The sequence below is a fragment of the Pseudomonas sp. MWU16-30316 genome (assembly GCF_020515645.1).
Taxonomy (GTDB): domain Bacteria; phylum Pseudomonadota; class Gammaproteobacteria; order Pseudomonadales; family Pseudomonadaceae; genus Aquipseudomonas; species Aquipseudomonas cerasi.
In genome coordinates, this window is the sequence record NZ_JAIZAZ010000006.1 from 1 (window position 1) to 20,367 (window position 20,367).

The following is a 20,367-nucleotide window of genomic DNA, read 5'->3' on the forward strand; positions in this document are numbered from 1 at the left end:
CTGCACGTAGCTCAGTTGTTCAGTGGCGAAAACCAGCGCCGGTGCGTCCGGCGTGGCGCGCACCTGGGCTTCGATCAGGCTGTGCAGGCAGGCTTCACCGGGGAAGTCTGCAGCTGTAGCGTTCCAGTCGTGAAGAATCTGCTGCCGTTCAGCCATGTCGAGCATCGGCACTTCGGCAATGCGCTGTGCGGCATTGGCGCAGATGGCCTGCAACAAGGCCAGCCAGTGCCCGGCCATGCGCTCGATGGTGCGCGGGTCGAACAACACTGTCGCATAGGTCAGGCCAGCGCTCAGGCCACCGTCATGTTCGGCAGTGTTGAGGGTCAGGTCGAACTGCGCCGGGTAACTGTCCGGCAGTAGCGCTTCGACCTGCAGACCGGGCAGCGCGCGGACGTTGGCGCTGGCCTGGCTCTGGTGATTGAACATCACCTGAAACAGCGGGCTGTGGCTAAGGCTGCGCTGTGGCTGCAGGGCTTCGACCAGTTGCTCGAATGGCAGCTCCTGATGCGCCTGGGCTTGCAGGGCGGTGTGTTTGACCTGCTGCAGCAACTCATTGAACGTCGTATGCACGTCAAACTCGGCGCGCAGCACCTGTGTGTTGACGAAGAAGCCGATCAGGCCTTCGGTTTCAGCGCGGTTGCGGTTGGCAATCGGCACGCCGACGCGAATATCCGACTGGCCACTGTGACGGTGCAGCAGGCTCTGGAATGACGCCAGCAACAGCATAAACAGGGTCACGCCCTGTTGACGCGCGACCTGCTTCAAGCCATCGATCAGCGCAGGCTCAAGCTCGACTGCCAGACGCGCACCGGCATGGCTTTGTACCACTGGCCTCGGATAATCGGCGGGCAGCTCCAGAATCGGCTGCTGATCGCCCAATTGCTGCTTCCAGTAATCCAGCTGCCGGGCCTGCTCGCCAGCCTCCATCCAGGTCCGCTGCCACAGTGCGTAGTCGGCGTATTGCAGGTCCAGCGCGGTCAGGCTCACCTCACGGCCCTGACTGTAGCCCTCGTAAAGGCGCACCAGTTCATCGACCATGATCGGCATCGACCAGCCATCGGAGACGATGTGATGCTGAGTCAGAATCAGCACATGCTCATCGGTGTTGAGGTTCAGCAAGCGGACCCGCAACAGCGGTCCCTGCTCCAGATCGAACGGGCGCTGCATTTCCTGCTGCACGCAAGCTTCAAGAGTCTGGCCGCTGGGCAGCGACTCGACAGACAGAATCAAGGCACGTGGCGGATGAACGATCTGCAGCGCCTGCTCGCCCTGCTGGCGGAAGGTCGTGCGCAGGGTTTCGTGACGGGCAATCAGCGCGCTGAAACTGTGCTCCAGCGCAGCGATGTCCAGCGAACCGCGCAGGCGCAGGACTGCGGGAATAATGTACGCGGTGTTCTGCGGATCAAGCTGCCAGAGGAACCACTGACGCTGCTGCGCGTAAGACAGCCCCAGCGGCTGCGTACGGTCGGCCTTGATGAAGCGCGGCGCGTCGTTGCCCTGCCCTGCGCCGGCTGCCAGCGCGAAGGCCGCCAGATCACGCGCTTCGAACAAGTCGCGTAACGACAACTCGACGTCCAGTTGCTGACGAATACGCGAAATCACCTGAGTGGCCAGCAGCGAATGCCCACCCAGCTCGAAAAAGTTGTCACTGCGTCCGACCCGCTCAAGTTTCAACACATCGGCCCAGATCGCTGCCAGTTGCTGCTCCAGCTCGCCTTGCGGGGCGCTGTAGGTGGCCTGCAACTGACTGGCGTCCGGCGCAGGCAACGCCTTGCGGTCCAGCTTGCCGTTGGCGGTCAACGGCATGCTGTCGAGAACGATGAAATGGGTAGGCACCATGTAATCGGGCAAGTGCGCCCTGAGTTGGCTTTTCAGCGTTTCACGCAGGGTTGGCTGATCCTGATCAGGCTCGGTAGGCACCAGGTACGCCGCCAACTGCCCTTCCAGCGCCAGCACGCTCACTTCACGCACCGCCGGGAGCGCATGCAGCCGCGCTTCGATTTCGCCCAGTTCGATACGAAAGCCGCGAATCTTCACCTGGTGGTCGATACGCCCGGCGTATTCGATGGTTCCGGCAGCGCGATAACGCGCCAGGTCGCCGGTGCGGTAGAGGCGGCCACCATCATTGGAGAACGGGTCCGGCACAAAGCGTTCGGCGGTCAGCGCGGCGCGGTGATGGTAGCCCCGCGCCAGACCGGCATGGCCGATGTGCAGTTCGCCGCTGCAACCCAGGGCAACCGGGTTGAAATCAGCATCCAGCACATACCACGACAGGTCGGGAATCGCCTCGCCAATCGGGCTGGCCGGGTTCTGCGTGTCGGCCAGCGTGATTGGTCGATAGCTCACGTGCACCGTGGTTTCAGTGATGCCGTACATGTTGATCAGTTGTGGCGCTTGATCGCCAAAGCGCTCGAACCACGGCTTCAGGCTGGCGACGTCCAGTGCCTCGCCGCCAAAGATGACTTTCTGCAACGACAGCGGTAGCGACGAATCGCAGGCCACACGCATCAGTTGCTTGAACGCCGACGGTGTCTGGTTGAGCACCGTGACCTGCTGTTCGACCAGCAGCGCGTGGAAATCTTCCGGCGAGCGGGTTACTTCGCGCGGCACGATGACCAGTCGGCCGCCATGCAGCAGCGCGCCGAAAATCTCCCAGACCGAGAAGTCGAAGGCAAAGGAATGGAACAGCGTCCACACGTCCTTTTCGCTGAATGTGAACCAGTCATCCGTCGCCGCGAACAGGCGCATCAGGTTGTGATGGGCGAGCAAGGTGCCTTTTGGCTTACCGGTCGAGCCCGAGGTGTAGATCACGTAGGCCAGGTTGTCCGGCGCGGTCTGGCTGATCGGGTTATCGGTGCTGTAGTCGTTCAGCGCATCAGCCAGATCCAGGGTTTGAACGTGTGCAGGAATCGGCAACTGACCCAGCAAATGCGCTTGAGTCAGCAACAATTCGATACCGCTGTCGTGCATCAGAAAGCTCAGGCGATCCTGCGGGTAATCCGGGTCCAGCGGCACGTAAGCGCCACCGGCCTTGAGGATAGCCAGCATCCCCACAATCATCTCCAGACTGCGCTCGGCGGCCAGCCCGACGCGCATGTCCGGGCCAACGCCCTGTTCACGCAGTTTATGGGCGAGCTGGTTGGCGCGGCGGTTGAGCTGTTGATAGCTCATCTGCTCGGCACCAAAGCTCAGAGCGATGGCCAGCGGCGTGCGCTCGGCCTGGATTTCAATACGTTGATGGGCACAATAATCGCTTGGGTAAACCGCAATGTCGCGGTTCCAGTCGCGCAGGGTGTCTTGCCGTTCATCGACGCTCAACAGCGGCAGGTCGGCGATGCGTTGGTTGACGTCGCGGCACATGCCGCTCAGCAGGTTGCGCCAGTGCCCGGCCATGCGCTCGATGGTCGATGCGTCGAACAGGTCGGTGGCGTAGGTCAATGCGGCTGTCAGGCCGTCCGGGCGTTCGCAAGTGTCGAGGGTCAGGTCGAACTGCGCGGTGTGCTTGTCGGACACCTGATATTCCAGACGCAGCCCTGCCAGCTCACGGGTCTGGTTGTGGCCTTCGCTCTGGTGGTTGTAGGCCACCTGGAACAGCGGGCTGCGGCTCAGGTCGCGCTGCGGCTGCAAGGCTTCGACCAGTTGCTCGAACGGCAGGTCCTGATGCGCCTGCGCCTGTACGGCGGTGTGTTTGACCTGCTGCAATAGCTCGGCCACGGATGTCTGCGTGGTGAATTCAGCCTTGAGCACCTGGGTGTTGACGAAGAAGCCGATCAGCCCTTGGGTTTCGCTGCGGGTACGGTTGGCGACCGGCACGCCGACGCGTATATCAGCCTGACCGCTGTAGCGATGCAGCAGGGTCTGCAACGAAGCCAGCAACAGCATGAACAGGGTGATGCCCTGTTGACGCGCCAGCACCTTGAGGCCGTCAAGCAGCGCAGCGTCCAGCTCGACGTTAAGCCGCGCACCTTGGTAACTGCGCAGCGCAGGACGCGGCCGATCAGTGGGCAATTCCAGAATCGGCTGTTGCTCGCCCAGTTGCTGCTTCCAGTACGCCAGCTGGCGTTCCTGTTCACCCATTTCCAGCCAGTTGCGCTGCCAGAGGGCGTAGTCGGCGTACTGGATCGGCAAAGGCGCCAGCTTGACCTCGCGACCGAGGCTGGCGGCCTGGTAGAACTGCATCAACTCCTCGACCATGATCGGCATCGACCAGCCATCGGAGACGATGTGGTGCTGGGTCAACACCAGTACATGCTCCTGCCCGCTCAGCCTGAGCACGTTGACCCGCAGCAGCGGCCCTTGCAGCAGATCGAAAGACTGCTGCACGTGGCGATCCACCCAGGCTTCAACGGACTCGCCAGCCGCCAGTTGCTCGACACCGAGCGCAAAAGGCGACACCGGATGCACCACCTGCAGCGCTTCATCGCCCTGCTGTTCAAACGTGGTGCGCAGCGTTTCGTGACGCTCGATCAGTTGCTCCACACTGCGCCGCAATGCCTCGACATTCAGCGCGCCGTGCAGGCGCAACGCCAGCGGAATGTTATAAGCCGCGCTGTGCGGTTCCAGTTGCCAGATGATCCATTGCCGCTGCTGCGCGTAGGAGAGCGCGGACGGCACCTGCGTCTCCCGCACTGCGATCGGCGTGACCCCGTAGAGATTCACCCCTTGACGCTTGAGCAGCACCGCCAGCGCCTTGCGTTCACGGGCGGACAGCGATTTAACGGAGTCAAGCAACTGTTGCACTGGGGTCTCTCCTGCTAAGCAATCAAATTATCAATTTCCTCCGCTGATAAACGTTTGAGTGCCTCCAGTGATTTAGTCAATTCGTCCTGCGCGTGGCCACTTTCGCCATTTTTTTCCTGCAGCGTGGCGCTGAAGTCCGCCAGCACCGGTTGCTCGAAGACATCCTTGAGGCTGACCTCGTGCTGCAACTGTTCGCGCACCCGCACGAGCATTTGCACCGCCAGCAGCGAATGCCCGCCCGACTCGAAGAAGTTGTCACTGCGACCGACCCGCTCGATCTTCAATACATCGGCCCAGATCGCTGCCAGTTGCTGCTCCAGCTCGCCTTGCGGGGCGCTGTAGGTGGCCTGCAACTGACTGGCGTCCGGCGCAGGCAGCGCCTTGCGGTCAAGCTTGCCGTTGGCGGTCAACGGCATGCTGTCGAGAACGATGAAATGGGTAGGCACCATGTAATCGGGCAAGTGCGCCCTGAGTTGGCTTTTCAGCGTTTCACGCAGCGTTGGCTGATCCTGATCAGGCTCGGTAGGCACCAGGTACGCCGCCAATTGCCCTTCCAGCGCCAGCACGCTCACTTCGCGCACGGCCGGGTGCGCATGCAGCCGCGCTTCGATTTCGCCCAGCTCGATACGGAAGCCGCGAATTTTCACTTGATGGTCGATGCGCCCGGCGTAGTCGATCATCCCACCAGCCCGATAACGCGCCAGGTCGCCGGTGCGGTAAAGGCGGCCGCCGTCGTTGGAAAACGGGTCCGGCACAAAGCGTTCGGCGGTCAGCGCCGCGCGGTTGTGATAACCCCGCGCCAGACCGGCATGACCGATGTGCAGTTCGCCGCTGCAACCCTGGGCGACCGGATTGAAATCCGCGTCCAGCACATACCACGACAAATCCGGGATCGCCTCGCCAATCGGGCTGGCCGGGTTTTGCGTGTCGGCCTCGGTTATTGGCCTGTAGGTCACGTGAACCGTGGTTTCGGTGATGCCGTACATGTTGATCAACTGCACTGCCTGATCACCAAAACGGTCGAACCACGGCTTCAGGCTGGCGACGTCCAGCGCTTCGCCGCCGAAGATGACTTTTTCCAGTGACATCGGTACAGGCGAATCACACGCCACACGCATCAACTGCTTGAACGCCGACGGTGTCTGGTTGAGCACCGTGACCTGCTGTTCGACCAGCAGTGCATGGAAATTTTCCGGCGAGCGGGTTACTTCGCGCGGCACGATGACCAGTCGGCCGCCATGCAGCAACGCGCCGAAAATCTCCCAGACCGAGAAGTCGAAGGCAAAGGAATGGAACAGCGTCCACACGTCCTTTTCGCTGAATGTGAACCAGTCATCCGTCGCGGCGAACAGGCGCATCAGGTTGTGATGGGCGAGCAAGGTGCCTTTTGGCTTACCGGTCGAGCCCGAGGTGTAGATCACGTAGGCCAGGTTGTCCGGCGCGGTCTGGTTGAGCGGGTTTTCCGTGCTGTAACCGTTCAGCACATCAGCCAGGTCGAGCGTCTGCACCTGTTCGGGGATTGGCAGTTTGCCAAGCAGCGGCGCCTGGGTCAGTAACAGTTCGATACCGCTGTCGTGCATCAGAAAGCCCAAGCGATCCTGCGGGTAATCCGGGTCCAGCGGTACGTAAGCGCCACCGGCCTTGAGGATGGCCAGCAGGCCGACAATCATCTCCAGGCCGCGCTCGGCGGCCAGCCCGACGCGCACATCCGGACCGACGCCCTGCTCACGCAGTTTATGGGCCAACTGGTTGGCGCGGCAGTTGAGCTGTTGATAGCTCAGTTGCTCGTCACCGAAGCTCAGAGCGATGGCCAACGGTGTGCGCTCGGCCTGGGCTTCGATGCGTTGATGGGCGCACTGCTCGCTCTGGTAGCGCTGCACGCTTTGCGTCCAGGCGGTTGGCAATGCCAGTTCGCCGAGTCGCGTGGTTGCCGATGCGCAGAGACTCTGCAGCAGGTGATCGAAATGCGCCGCCAGTTGCAGAATGCCTTCGGCGCTGAAGTGCTGGTGGTCGTAGCTGAAACGCACCGACAGCACCTCATTGGCCTCGACCACAAGGGTCAGCGGGTAATGCGCCTGCTCCTGATTGCGCAGGTCGTTGAAGGCCAGACCGTCCGGCGCACGTTGCAGGGCTTCGGACACCGGGTAGTTTTCGAACACCAGAATGGTGTCGAACAACGCCTCGCCACTGTTGCGCGCCCAGCGCTGGATGTCATACAGCGGCGTGTGCTCATGCTCGCGCAGGGCAAGGTTCTTCGTCTGTACCTGCTGCACCCAGTCGGCCACCGTCTGCTCGGCACGCGGGCTGGCGATGACCGGCAGGGTGTTGATGAACAGCCCCAGCTGTTCTTCGACACCCGGCAACTCGGCCGGACGCCCGGCCACGGTCGCGCCAAAGGTCACGCTGGACTGGCCGGTATAGCGTTGCAGCAGCAACAGCCAGGCCGATTGCAGCAGCGTATTGAGGGTGACGCGCTGCTCGCGGGCAAACGCGTTCAGGCGTCGGGTGCCGTCGTTGTCGATCAGCTGGATGTAGTCGCCGTAGCCCTGCCCCTCGGCCGAAGACTTGAACGCTTGCAGCAAACGGGTCGGCTCGTCCAGTTCCGCCAGCTCCGCAGTCCAGAAATGCTCGCTGAGGGCGGCATCCTGATGCTGTAGCCACTGAATGTAATCACGATAGCGGCCTGCCTGTTTCGCTGGCATCTGCCCGCTGTAGCGTTGCAGCACTTCACCGAGCAGGCGCGAGCTGCTCCAGCCATCCATGAGGATATGGTGGCTGGTATACACCAGATGCCACGCGTCTTTGGCGGTGCGCAACACGGCCAGGCGCAACAATGGCCCTTGCGCCAGATCGAAGCCTTGCTGACGGTCGGCCTGCGCCCAGTCGTCGAGCCAGCTTTCCGGCTGACCGCGCGCATCCAGCTCGACAAAAGGCACCTCGACCTGACGCTGCACCACTTGCAGCGACTGCTCGCGCTGGCTGACAAAACCGCTGCGCAGCACGTCGTGCTTGTCCACCGCGGCCTGCCATGCATCGCGGAAACGCGGCACATCCAGCCCGCGAATGTCCACCCGCAACTGATTGATGTAGTTGCCCACGCCTTCATCGAACAGCGAATGAAACAGCATGCCCTGCTGCATCGGCGACAGCGGGTAGATATCCTCGATCTGGCCCGCAGCAATCGGCAGCTCGTCAAGCTGCGTCTGGGTGAGGCGCGCCAGCGGGAAGTCCGAAGGCGTGACGCCTTGATGCCCGGCCGTGCAATGTTCGATCAGGGTGGTCAGCGCCTGCTCGTAGCGACGCGCCAGGGTGTCGATGGTCGAGGCGTGATACACCTCGCAGCTGAAGCTCCAGTCCAGTTGCAACTGGCCGTCGAACACCTGACCGTTGAGGCTCAGCCAGTTGCCCAGCGGCCCGTCCTCGCACAGCGCAGTGCCTGAACTGTCGGCACTCGGTACGAACAGCGCGCCTTGGTGTTCGTTGAAGCTGCCGTCGAACTGGCCCAGGTAATTGAACGTGACCCGCGCCTGCGGCAAGGCAGCCAACTGCTGCGCGAAAGACGCCTCGCCCATATAGCGCAACACGCCGTAACCAATGCCCTTGTCGGGCACCGCACGCAATTGCTCCTTGATGCCACACAGGCTTGCCCCCGGCGCGATCTGCGGTGTGAGGCGCACCGGAAACAGGCTGCTGAACCAGCCTGCGGTGCGGCTCAGATCGCTATCGTCGAACAGGTCTTCACGGCCATGCCCCTCCAGCTGGATCAGCACCGAGGGCTGCTGGCTCCATTCGCAGAGGACCTGGGCCAGCGCCGTCAGCAGCAGATCGTTGACTTGCGTGCGGTACGCGGCGGGCGCGACTTTCAGCAGCTTGTGGGTCAGGTCCCGGCTCAGCCAGGAAGAGGCATGCGCCGCGTCGCGATTGCGCATCGTGCCTTCGGGCTTGTCGCGAGGCAGCGGCTGGTCTTCGCCCTGCAAGGCCTGCAGCCAGTAATCGCGCTCGGTGTTCAGCTTCTGGCCGGTCGCATACTGTTGCAATTGCTCGGCCCAACGCTTGAGCGACGTGGTCTTTGCCGCGAGTGCTACCGGCTGGCCCTGCGCCAGGGTGAGGTACGCCTGTTGCAGGTCCTCCAGCAGCACCCGCCATGACACGCCGTCCACCACAAGATGGTGAATCACCAGCAACAGGCGCTGTTCGCCTTGTGGCAGGTTGATCAGCACGGCACGCAGCAGCGGGCCGTTTTTCAGGTCCAGGCTGCGCTGCGCCTCATCAGCCAGCTCAGGCAAGCGCTCGATGCTGTCCAGCTCATGGGTCCAGAGCAGCTCGCGAGTGTTCAGCGCGCCGAAGGTGGCCTGCCATTGGCCGCTCTGCTGGGTGAAACTCAAGCGCAGTGCGTCGTGCTGTTCGACCAGCGCAGTCAATGCAGTCTGAAGATAAGTGGCCTCCAGCGTTTGCAACGGCTTGAGCATCAGCGCCTGATTCCAGTGCTGACGCTCGGGGATGTCCAGCTCGAAGAAACGCGCCTGAATCGGCAGCAACGGCAACGAACCGCTGATCTGCTCTGCCACGGCGGCGGGGTTTTTCTGAATCAGTTTCGCCACCGAAGCCAGTTGGCCGATGGTCTGCTTTTCGAACAGCTGCTTGGGGCTGAGCTTGATGCCCTGACGCTTGGCGCGGGCGATGATCTGCAGACTGAGGATCGAATCGCCGCCCAGCTCGAAGAAGTTGTCGGTGCTGCCGACCTGTTCCAGCTTGAGGACATCCGCCCACACGGCGGCGAGCTTTTCCTCGATCTCGCCGACTGGCGCGGTGTAGCGCTGTTTGACCATGCCAGGCTTGGGCAAGGCGCGCTTGTCGAGCTTGCCGTTGGCGGTCAGTGGCAGACTGTCCAGCAGCATGATCTGCGCGGGCACCATGTAGTCCGGCAAGCGCGCAGCCAGTTGCTCGCGCAAGCTGTCGACACTCAGGTCAGCCCCGCCTGCCGCCACGCAGTAGGCCACCAATTGCAGCCGGGTATCATCGTCATCGATGGGCAACGCCAGTACGCTGACCTGCGCCACCGAAGCCAGGCCCAGCAACACCCGCGCGACCTCTGCCGGCTCGACGCGATAGCCGCGCACTTTGACCTGATCGTCAGCCCGGCCGATGAATTCCAGCAGGCCCTGATGAGTGCGGCGCATGCGGTCGCCGCTGCGGTAGACGCGCGTGCCATCCTTCGCGAACGGGTCCGGCACGAAGCGCTCGGCGGTCAGCGCGGGCTGGCCGATATAGCCCAGCGCCACGCTGTCGCCGCCGATGTACAGCTCGCCGGCAACCTGAGTGCCCACAGGGTTCAACACGTCGTCCAGCACATAAGCACTGGCCCCTGGCAACGATGTGCCGACTGGCACGCTGCGCAGAGGGTCGCCAACGTTCACCCCAGTGGATACACATGCATCCTGTGGGAGCGACATCAGCACCTCATAAGTCAGCACACCAACGGTGGTTTCGCTCGGCCCGTAGTGGTTGATCACCCGGCAACCCGGCTTGAGCTGACGCACCTGCTCGATCAGCACGGGCGAGCAGGCTTCGCCGCCGACAATCAGCGCATGCTGCGGCAGTACGTCGGCTGGCTGGCCGGCCTGCAACAGCGCGGCCAAATGACCGGGGACGATTTTCAGCACGCCCACCTGATGCTCGGCCATGTAGGCCGCGAAGGCATCCGGATCGAAACCCAGCGCCTCGGTCAGCACGTGCAGCGTGCGTCCCGAACACAGCGCGCCGAACAGCACGGTATGGCCGAGGTCGGCGGCGATGGTCGAGACCAGCGCCATGCTTGCCTCGGGTGCCAGTTGCAGCTGTTCCAGCAAGCCGCGCAGGTAACTGGCCAGCGCACCCTGGCTGACCAGCACCCCTTTTGGCTGGCCGGTCGAGCCGGAGGTATGAATCACGTAGGCCGCCGAATCGGCTGAAGGCCGGGTGTCAGGGCGACTGACAGGCAGGTCCTGCCACAGCGCAGGCGTCCAGGTCAGGCCCTGACAACCGGCAACACCCAGCGACGTCTGCCGCACATCACCCTCGGCACACAGCAGCACCCCGGCCTGCGCATTGACCAGCATCTGTTGCAGTCGCGCATCGGGGGCTTTGACGTCCAGCGGCATGTACACGCCGCCGGCCTTGAAAATCGCCAGCACGGCCGTCAGCCAGTCCAGCGAACGCTCCATCAATACTGCGACCGGCTTGCCCTCGCTGATGCCCATGCGGATCAGATGATGAGCCAGCTGATTGGCGGCCTGCTCCAGTTGCAGCGTGGTCAGCGTGCGCTCCAGGCAGCGGGCTGCCTGGGCATGAGGTTGCCGTTCGACCTGTCGGTCCCAGAGTTGCAGCATGTGCGGTGCGGGTTCGCGAGCGTCGCGCCTTGGCTCGACCGCGAGTGCTCCCAGGCTGAACAGCGGTGCCTGCGGCGCGTCGAGCAGGGTTTCGAACAGCGCGAGCAGTTCAGGAATAAAGCCTTCGACGGTCGAGCTTCTATACAGGTCGCTGGCGTAGGCCATGTCGCCGTGGATCAGTGTGCCGTCGTCAGTGATGTCCAGCGCCAAATCGAAATGCGCGCCCTGTTTGTCGAAGGCATACTCGCTGACCTCAAGCCCGGCCAGCCTCAGCGCAGTTTTCTGCTTGAGGACCACGTTCTGGTTGAACTTGGCCTGGAACAGCGGGTTGTGACCCAGGCTGCGCTCGGGCGCCAGTTGATCGACCAGTTGCTCAAAGGGCACGTCCTGATGCGCCTGCGCACCGAACGAGGTGTCGCGAATCTGCGCCAGCAGGTCAAGGTAGCTCAGGCGTTCGTCCACTTGGCAGCGCAAAACCTGAGTATTGATGAAGAAGCCGATCAACCCTTCGGTTTCCGCGCGACCGCGGTTGGCATTCGGCACGCCGATGCGGATATCGCGCTGCCCGGCCTTGCGCGACAGAAACAGCGAAAAGCCGGCCAGCACCAGCATGAACAGGGTCATGCCCTGCGTGCGCGCAAAGGCGTTGAGCCGCTGCGACAGGTCAGCACCGAAATCGAAGCGCAGGTGCTCACCCTGGTAGCTCTGCGTGGCCGGACGCGGGAAATCCGGTGCGGCGTCCAGCAGCGGTTGCTCTTCGCCCAATTGGTTACGCCAGTAGTCCAGCTGACGTGCACCCTCGCCCGCCTCCAGCCAGCTGCGCTGCCAGATCGCATAATCGGCGTATTGCAGCGGTAGTTCGGGCAGCGCGGGCTCACGGCCTTCGCAGTACGCCTGATAGCAGTGCACGAACTCCTGAATCATCACGTCCATCGACCAGCCGTCGGAGACGATGTGGTGCATGCTCACGACCAGCACATGTTCATCGTCCGCGAGGCGAAACAGGTGCGCGCGCAACAGCGGCCCCGTGCGCAGATCAAACGGTTGGCCCGTGACGGTGGCCACTCGCAGCGCCAGCTCGGCATCGCGCAGTTCGACATCGGTCAAACCGGCCAGATCGATACACTCCAACGCGATTGTCTGGTCGTGCAACAGTACTTGCTGCGCCTGATCGCTATCAGTGTGAAACACCGTGCGCAGCACCTCGTGGCGCTCGATCAGGTGATCGAACGCACGACGCAACGCCGACTCATTCAACGTGCCGTGCAGACGCAGGCCGGTGGTCATCTTGTAGGCGTCGCTCGAGGGATCGAGCTGCCAGAGGAACAGCAGGCGTTGCTGAGCGAAGGACAGCGGAATGGCGCTGACATCATGCCGACTGACCGGAACCGGCAACAGGCTGAAATCCTTGCCTTCCTGGCGCAACCGGGCAAGGAACTGCTGGCGTTGCTCCAGCGACAGGCCGACAAAACGTTTCGCGATGCGTGCAGCAGTGGTCCCGGTCATGCGCCGAATTCCTCCAGTGAATCCATGAACTGGTCCATGTCGCTCCAGTCGTTGTCCGTGCTGTTGTCGGTCAGCGCTGCCACTTCGCCGGCGAGCTCACTGAGCAGCGGTTTTTCAAACAGAGTGCGCAGCGGCAGGCTGATGCCCAACTGCGTCTTGATCCGGGCGATGACTTGCGCGGCGAGCAGCGAATGCCCGCCCAGTTCGAAAAAGTGATCGTCCAGACCCACCTGAGGCGCATGCAGGACGTCCTGCCAGATGGCCGCCAGGCAGATTTCCACCTCGCTGCGCGGCGCCCGATAACGCGCCTGCAACTGGCTTGCGTCGGGGGCTGGCAATGCCTTGCGGTCCAGCTTGCCGCTGGGCGTCAGGGGCAATTCGGGCAACAGCAGCATGTGCGTCGGCACCATGTAATCCGGCAGGCAGGCTTGCAGCTGGATGCGGATGCTTTGGCGCAGGGCCGACTGTTTGGCCTCTGTGGTGGCGGCAACGTCCGGCACGGCGTAGGCGACCAGCTGCGTGCCGCCCGCCAGTTCGACGGCCAGCACCACAGCCTCGCGCACGCCCGTGCATTGCTGCAGGCGCGATTCGACCTCGCCCAGCTCGATACGGAAACCGCGAACTTTCACTTGATGATCGACCCGGCCAATGTACTCGACAGCGCCATCGGCGCGCAGTCGGGCGCGGTCGCCGGTACGGTACAGGCGCTCACCGCTGACAAACGGATCGGCGACGAAACGTTCGGCGCTCAGGCCGGGCTGGGCGTGATAACCCCGCGCCAGGCCAGGACCGCCGATGTACAGCTCGCCCACCGCACCTTGCGGCAGCAGGTTCATTTGATCGTCGAGAACGTACAGGCGTCGTCCTGCCAGCGCCTGACCGATCGGCACGCCGCGCCAGGACACCTGCGGCGGGGTCAGCGTGCTGCAATCATGAATGCTCGACACCACGGTGGCTTCGGTCGGGCCGTAGGTATTGAGCAGGCGTACATGCCCCAGCCCTGCCTTGCGCCACAGGTGCAGACCTTCCACGGCCATGGCTTCGCCGCCGACATGCACCTGGCGTAGCGCGCCGTAATGTGCGGGCGGGCTGGCGGCGAAGTCCTGAACCAGCGTCAGCCAGTAGGCCGCTGGCAAGTCGGCGAGGGTCACGCCGTGCTCGACGATGGTCTGATGGAAGGTGGCACTGTCCCACAGGCGTTCGTCACGCAGGACAACGGCCGCACCGCGACACAACGGTGGGTAGAACTGCTCGACGAAGCCATCGAAGCTGTGGGTGGCGAATTGCAGGACCCGGTCGCTTTCGCGCAGGTCACTGTAGTCCGCCCCCAGGGTGACGAACTCGGCCAGCGCCGCATGACTGATCGCCACGCCTTTGGGCCGCCCGGTCGACCCCGAGGTGTAAATCACGTAGGCCAGACTGGCCGGATCGATCGGGCCGTCGAGGTTTTGCACGCTGGCGGCTTCGCTGCTCATCCGATCGATGCACAGGCATTGAATGTCAGCCGGCTCAGGCAGCCTGGTCAGCTGATCGCTGTGGGTCAGCAGCAGTTTCACGCCACTGTCCGCCAACACATGACGCAAGCGTTCGCTCGGCGCATTCAGGTCCAGCGGTACATAAGCGCCGCCAGCCTTGAGCACGGCGAGCAGCGCCACGGGCATGTCCAGCGAACGACCCAGCGCCACGCCGACCAGCACGTCTGCGCCGACACCTTGCTCACGCAGTTGCCAGGCCAGACGGTTGCTGCGCTCATTCAGTTCGGTGTAACTCAGGCTGGGCGCTTGGCCTTCACCGGCGAGGATCAATGCCGGGGCGTCCGGTGTGCGCTGCACTTGCGCTTCGAACTGGCGATGCGCGGGGGTTGTGGTGTCGGCTTTGGTGGCGCTGTCGACATCCAGCAGTTGCGTGCACTCGTCGGCCGAGAGCATCGACAGTTCGGCGATGGTCTGCAGCGGGTCAGCACACACCGAGGCCAACAGGTTGCGCCAGTGCCCGGCCAGACGAGCGATGGTCGACTCGTCAAAAATGTCGGTGGCGTAGGTGAAGGCGGCATGCAGTTGCTCGCCTTCACCGCTGGTGGCCAGCATCAGGTCGCTGGCGGCGGCGTGCGAGCGTTGCGCCAGTGCCTGTTGTTCGGCAGGCAGATTGGCCACGCGCAGGCCGCCGCTCAACTGCTTGTCGAGCAGGTCAGCCACCACCGGCTGGTGATTGAACATCACCTGAAATAAAGGGTTATGGCTCTGACTGCGCTCCGGCTGCAGGGCGTCGATGATGGCGTCGAATGGCAACTCCTGATGCGCCTGGGCACCGGTCGAGGCATCGCGGACGATATTCAACAGGTCGACGAAGCGGGTCTGCGCCGTCACTGCACTGCGCAGTACCTGAGTATTGATGAAGCAGCCGACCAGCCCTTCGGTTTCGCTACGGGTGCGGTTGGCGATCAGGCCGCCGACACGGATATCGGTCTGCCCGCTGTAGCGATGCAGCAGGCTTTTGAAGGTCGCCAGCAGCACCACGAACAGGGTCACGCCCTGGCGTTGCGCGAGGCTTTTCAGGTTGCGCAGCAGCTCGGGCTCCAGTGCCAGCTCCAGGCGAGCGCCGTCGTGGCTGGGCAAGGCCGGATAGGGACGGTCGGTGGGCAGCTCCAGCAGCGGATGCTCGTCGCCCAGGTGGCTGCGCCAGTAGTCCAGCTGACGCTCCTGCTCACCGGCTTCCAGCCAGCTGCGTTGCCAGACCGCGTAATCGCGGTACTGCACAAGCAGCGGCTGAAAAGGCAGCGGTTTACCGGCCAGCAGCGCGTCGTAGCCGCGCAGCCATTCGTCGATCAGCACGTTCATCGACCAGCCATCGGTGATCATGTGGTGCAGGTTGAGCAGCAGCAGGTGCTCCTGTTCGGCCAGACGCAGCACCTGCACGGTGAACAGCGGCCCGCGCTGCAGATCGAAGGTTTGCGCGGCCTGTTCGGCGCTGGCCTGACGCGCACTGGCCCAGCCCTGCCCGGGCGGCAAAGCGCTCAGGTCGGTCAGGCGAATGCTCACTGGCGCTGGCGGCGCGACACGCTGAAACGCCCGGTCGCCCTCCTGGCCGAAGGTGGTGCGCAGGCTTTCATGTCGCTCGACCAGCGCACTGAAGGCCCGCTCCAGCAAAGGCAGCTCCAAAGGACCGTTCAGGCATACCGACATCGGCAGGTTGTAGGCCGCGCTGTGCGGGTCCAGTTGCCAGAGAAACCACATACGTTGCTGGGCATAGGACAGACCGTCACGCTCGGCCAGCCCGGCACAGGAAGGGATCGGGAACAGCGAGAAATCCATGTTCTCCTTGCGCATGCCATCGAGGAACAGGCGGCGTTTTTCAAGGGGTAACTCGACAAAGCGGCGAGCGAGTTTCTGGGCGTGTTCGGGGTTCATGGGTCGATCCTTGCTGAGTGGGGCTGACCGTCGGGCGGGGTCGTATCAACAAGAACGAATTGGCGAGGAAATATTTAGAAAGGTTTCTCGGGGGTGAGGCTCTGCATTGCACCGCGCACTGAAGAGAGGACGCAGAGCGTCCAGAACTGCATGCCTACGCGGAGCGCAGGCATGATAATCACAAGCCGGACAACCATCGTTATGCACGCTCACGCGTGGTAATGCCACATGCCATGTTGTGGGAGCGAGCTGGCTCGCGAAGAGGCCATTGCGCACTCTGTGACTATCGTCCCCACGCTCTGCATCACACAGCGGCTCTGTGACCTCAGGTAGACTGAGGTTCGACTCAGGTCACCTTTTCGCCCCTCGGCGACCTACTTTGATGGGGCCAAAGCAGGCAAAGGCGTTTACTTATCCGAATGCCCCTGTGCCATGGCCACCACCACTTTGCGTTTGCCGGTGAAGGGTGCGCGGGAATGGGCGGTGAGCATGTTGTCGAGCATCAGTACGTCGTTTTCCAGCCATGGGAAGCTGACGGTGCATTCATCAAGTACGCCGCGAATTTCGTCCAGCAGGGTTTCTTCGAGGGGCGAGCCGTCGCCGTAGTAGACGTTGCGCGGCAGGTCTTCTTCGTCCACTACGTCGAGCAGGGTTTCGCGCACTTCCGGCTGCAGGTTGGAGATGTGGAACAGGTGCGCCTGGTTGAACCAGACGGTGTCGTGGGTCACCGGGTGGCGCGATATTGCCTGGCAGATCTGGCGGGTGCGCAGTTCGCCGTCGTCTTTCCATTCGCACTCGATGTTGTGCGCCCGGCAGTAGGCTTCGACCACGGACTCATCTTCGGTATTGAATACCTGACTCCATTCCACATCGAGCCCGTTGCCGTAGTTACGCACGTACATCAGTTTCTTTTCGACAAAGCGCTCGCGAATGCGCGCCGGAATGCGTCGGTAGATTTCGCGGCTGTCGGCGATCGGTGTTTCGCCACCTGTCTGCGCCGCGATCATGCTGTAGAACCAGATCTTCATCGGCCATTCCAGCGTGTAGGCCTGCTCGTTGTGCAGCGGTATGCTCTGGTGCGCCGGGTACTCGGTCGAGGTGTACACGCCTTTGGTGACGTTGCTGCGCGGCGTAGAGCCGAACTCGTAATTGAGCAGCGGATCGCCGAAACCGGCGGCGAACTCGCGAAATGCCTCTGCGCCGCCCACCTCGAAGCCGCGAAACAGAATCCCGCCAGCGCTGTACAAGTGCCCGGCGACCAGAGGCTTGAGTTCGCCCAGCGCTTCCATCAAGTCCAGACCGGGCTCGGGTGCCTGTACCAGCATCGGCAAGCTGCCCGCCCCTGCCAGCAGCGGCCGGATATCCAAACTCAACGCATGACTCATGATGTCTCTCCCTTGATGGCAAAAGCGCCCGAGCCCCTGTGGCCTGGCGCAACACCAATGTCCAGATTGAACGTACTGCGCCGCTGAAAAATTAGCCGTACCACCCCATTCACGGGGCATGCGAAGGCGTTCGCCCGCGCTGAAACATTTTTTTGCATTTAAAACGCAAAAAGCTCTTACAGGAATCTGGCCCTCATTCGTCTTTAACTGAATGCGAGGCCTTATACGCCCGCGCGTACTAAAAAGAGCGCTCACCTGACGTCCGCGCCACATCGCGAATCGAGATTGTTTATCCATGTCGAAGAAGTCCCGTTCAAAAATCTGGTTTCTCGTCCACAGCTGGCTGGCCCTGCCGATCTGGTTCTTCGTGCTGATCGTCTGTGTAACCGGCACGCTGGCCGTGGTCAGCAAGGAAATCATGTGGCTGGCCAACCCGGAGATGCGTGACAACCGCCCTTCCGACGATGCCCCGCGCCTGAACTTCGAACAGATTCGCGCCACCATCGAACGCAACGAACCGGACCTGATCGTCGGCACCATCATGCAGCCGGACGGCGACTACTTCGCCTTGAGCGTGTTCATCACCTACCCCGACGGGCGTTCGGTCCCGGCTTACGTCAACCCTTACACCGGGGTGATTCAGGGCATTACCCCGTCGTTCGACTTCCGCCGCTTCACCCGCGCGCTGCACGGCTGGTGGCTGGTGCCGTTTACCAACGGTTATTCGTGGGGCTGGTATCTGGTGTCGATTCTCGGCCTGCCATTGCTGGCGTCGCTGGTGACCGGTCTGGTGGTCTACAAGAAATTCTGGCGCGGCTTTTTCAAACCCGTACGTTTCAGCCAGGGTCCACGGATTTTCTGGGGCGACCTGCATCGCCTCAGCGGCGTCTGGTCGATCTGGTTCATTGCGGTGATTTCCATTACCGGCACATGGTTTCTGATCCAGGCGATTCTGGGCGACAACCAGATCAGTATTTCCAGCAAATCCCAGGTCGCGTCGATCATTCCGCACAGCGCCGTGCCGCTGACTGCCGACGGCAGTCCTGCGCCAACCATCAGCCTGGAGCGCGCCGTGGAAATCGCCAAGGAGCGGATTCCGGGCCTGGAAGCCAGCTTCATCACGCCGCCGTTCAATGCCTACAGCAACATGCAGGTGGGTGGACGCAGCTGGTATCCATTGATGTTCCAGACCGCCGAAATCAACCCGTACAGCGGCGAGATTGCCACATCGCACCTGCTGTCGGACCGCAACAAGCTGGAGTTCGTCACCGAGTCCATGCGCCCCCTGCACACCGGCGATTTCGGCGGCATCTGGATCAAGCTGATCTGGGCATTCTTCGGCCTGCTGCTGAGCATGATGGTGCTCAGCGGCCTGTTGATCTGGAGCAAACGTACTGCCCTGGCGACGCTCAACGCCCTCAAGCGTGAAGCCCGAACCCGCCCGGCAACGGCCGCTGCACCCCCACGAAACACCACGCCCTCGCCGCTGGCGACCCGCACCCCGGAGAACAGTCTGTGAGCAAGGCCGCCGCTGTTGCACAACCTGCATCGTCACTAAGCCGTTTCTGGCATAAGTGGCGCTTCCACATCAACGTGCTGCTGGTGCTGATCCCGCTGGGTTTCATGCCCAAGTACTTCTCCGACAACGCGCTGGACCGCGGTGATCAGGGCCTCGGCCAGCGCGAGGTCGGCGAAATTCAGGTCGGCCCGTGGAGCCTGCGTCTGGCAGAGGACCGCAACGAAGCGCCGCGACTGTCCGGCCCTTCGGGCTACATGAAAAGTTTCAACGCAGCGCTGTGCAACGCCTGCATCGACCGGGTGAAGGCCACTTATCTGCGCATCGGCAAACCGCGCAGCCTGCGCACCGCCGGGGTGACTTTCTTCGGTGGCGGCTACCGCATGAGCGCCTTCATGCAGATCGCGCAAAACACCGATCCCGACGCCCAGCTGTGGATCACCATGGAAGGCTGGGACGGCGCCGTGCATCAGACTTCCATCCCCCTGCAACAGGCTTCGCCCAGCACCGTGGCGTGGCTGAAAAAACAAGGAGCCCAACCATGAGTGCCCGCCCTTCCCTGCGCTGGCTGACGGTCAGTGCCCTGTGCCTGCTTGGCCTGAGCGGCAACGCCCTGGCGCATAACCCGATGTGCGAATGCAAACAGATCGACACCGAGCAGATCCGCTGCACTGGCGGTTTTTCCGACGGCAGTGGTGCGCCGGGTGTGACCCTGGACGTGATCGGCTACGACGAAACCATTCTGGTGCCCGGCAAGCTCGGCGAAGACTCGACGGTGACCTTCAAACGCCCCGCCTCCGAGTTCTACGTGCTGTTCGACGCCGGTCCCGGTCACGTGGTGGAAATCGATCAGGCGGATATCCAGGCCCCATGAGCACACCGACCCGACACATCGTCCGTCCGGCAGGCGCCGGGCATGAAACCCTGTATGTGCTGGTGCTGTGCCTGTTGATCCTTGGCTGCGCTGCAGGCGTGATCAGCCTGCACCGTGATACCCGGGAAACGCACAGCATTGCCATCTACCAACTGGACGCACGACGCGACCTGAGCGCTGCGGAACAAGGCATTTACGCCGACCTGCGCGTGACCCTCGACGAAATCCGCCTGCTGGCCAGCGAGCAGCAGACACCGATCACCCCGCAGCAACTCGGCGACGAAGGCTTTGCGCCGTTCGCCACGGATGCCAGTTCGGTGAGCCGTGGCGATCATGCCTGGCAGATGATCGAGCAGTCCTACCTGGGACTGAGCCGGACGCCGAGCGTGGCCGGTTCCTTTCTGATGCGTGTCGATTCCGGCGAGCAGCCGGACATCTGGATCAACCGCAATGCCTCGCCGGCGGCGGTCAGCGACCTCAGTGACCGGGCCTTGATCGATTCAGGCTGGAAGCAGGTCGTCGCGCAATTCGATGCTGGCGTGACCCGCCAGCACCCGCACTGAAACTCCGC

8 protein-coding genes are annotated in these 20,367 nt (G+C 62.7%); 4 read left to right on the forward strand and 4 right to left on the reverse strand.

The window, feature by feature from the left end; genetic code table 11:
* The 4 genes from LCH65_RS18920 to LCH65_RS18935 all read right to left on the reverse strand — a co-directional run.
* The coding region (locus LCH65_RS18920) for a non-ribosomal peptide synthetase (protein WP_226439718.1) at positions 1–4,740 on the reverse strand (4,740 nt) is incomplete at its 3' end.
* Positions 4,741–4,754: 14 nt separating this feature from the next.
* On the reverse strand, positions 4,755–12,614 hold the full coding sequence (locus LCH65_RS18925; RefSeq protein WP_226439719.1) for a non-ribosomal peptide synthetase: 7,860 nt from the start codon (positions 12,612–12,614) through the stop codon (positions 4,755–4,757).
* The gene (locus LCH65_RS18930; protein WP_074808076.1) at positions 12,611–16,021 is read right to left on the reverse strand and encodes a non-ribosomal peptide synthetase; all 3,411 of its coding nucleotides are present in this window, start codon (positions 16,019–16,021) and stop codon (positions 12,611–12,613) included. The genes LCH65_RS18925 and LCH65_RS18930 overlap by 4 nt, the downstream gene beginning before the upstream one ends.
* A 407-nt stretch (positions 16,022–16,428) precedes the next feature.
* Positions 16,429–17,406, reverse strand: coding sequence for a TauD/TfdA family dioxygenase (locus LCH65_RS18935; RefSeq protein ID WP_003371683.1), 978 nt, complete (start codon positions 17,404–17,406; stop codon positions 16,429–16,431).
* Between the two features lie 295 nt (positions 17,407–17,701).
* Here LCH65_RS18935 and LCH65_RS18940 point away from each other — a divergent pair, with 295 nt between their 5' ends.
* From LCH65_RS18940 to LCH65_RS18955, 4 genes are read left to right on the forward strand one after another with little or no spacing between them, the layout of a single operon-like run.
* Complete coding sequence (locus LCH65_RS18940) at positions 17,702–18,925, forward strand: PepSY domain-containing protein (RefSeq protein ID WP_074808073.1); 1,224 nt, start codon at positions 17,702–17,704, stop codon at positions 18,923–18,925.
* Positions 18,922–19,467, forward strand: coding sequence for a thiamine pyrophosphate-binding protein (locus LCH65_RS18945; RefSeq protein WP_226439720.1), 546 nt, complete (start codon positions 18,922–18,924; stop codon positions 19,465–19,467). The genes LCH65_RS18940 and LCH65_RS18945 overlap by 4 nt, the downstream gene beginning before the upstream one ends.
* On the forward strand, positions 19,464–19,796 hold the full coding sequence (locus LCH65_RS18950; RefSeq protein ID WP_003436576.1) for a hypothetical protein: 333 nt from the start codon (positions 19,464–19,466) through the stop codon (positions 19,794–19,796). The genes LCH65_RS18945 and LCH65_RS18950 overlap by 4 nt, the downstream gene beginning before the upstream one ends.
* Positions 19,793–20,359: a DUF6162 family protein gene (locus LCH65_RS18955; RefSeq protein ID WP_003371677.1), complete on the forward strand. Its 567-nt coding sequence runs from the start codon at positions 19,793–19,795 to the stop codon at positions 20,357–20,359. Before LCH65_RS18950 ends, LCH65_RS18955 begins: the two co-directional genes overlap by 4 nt.
* The last annotated feature ends 8 nt before the right edge of the window (positions 20,360–20,367 follow it).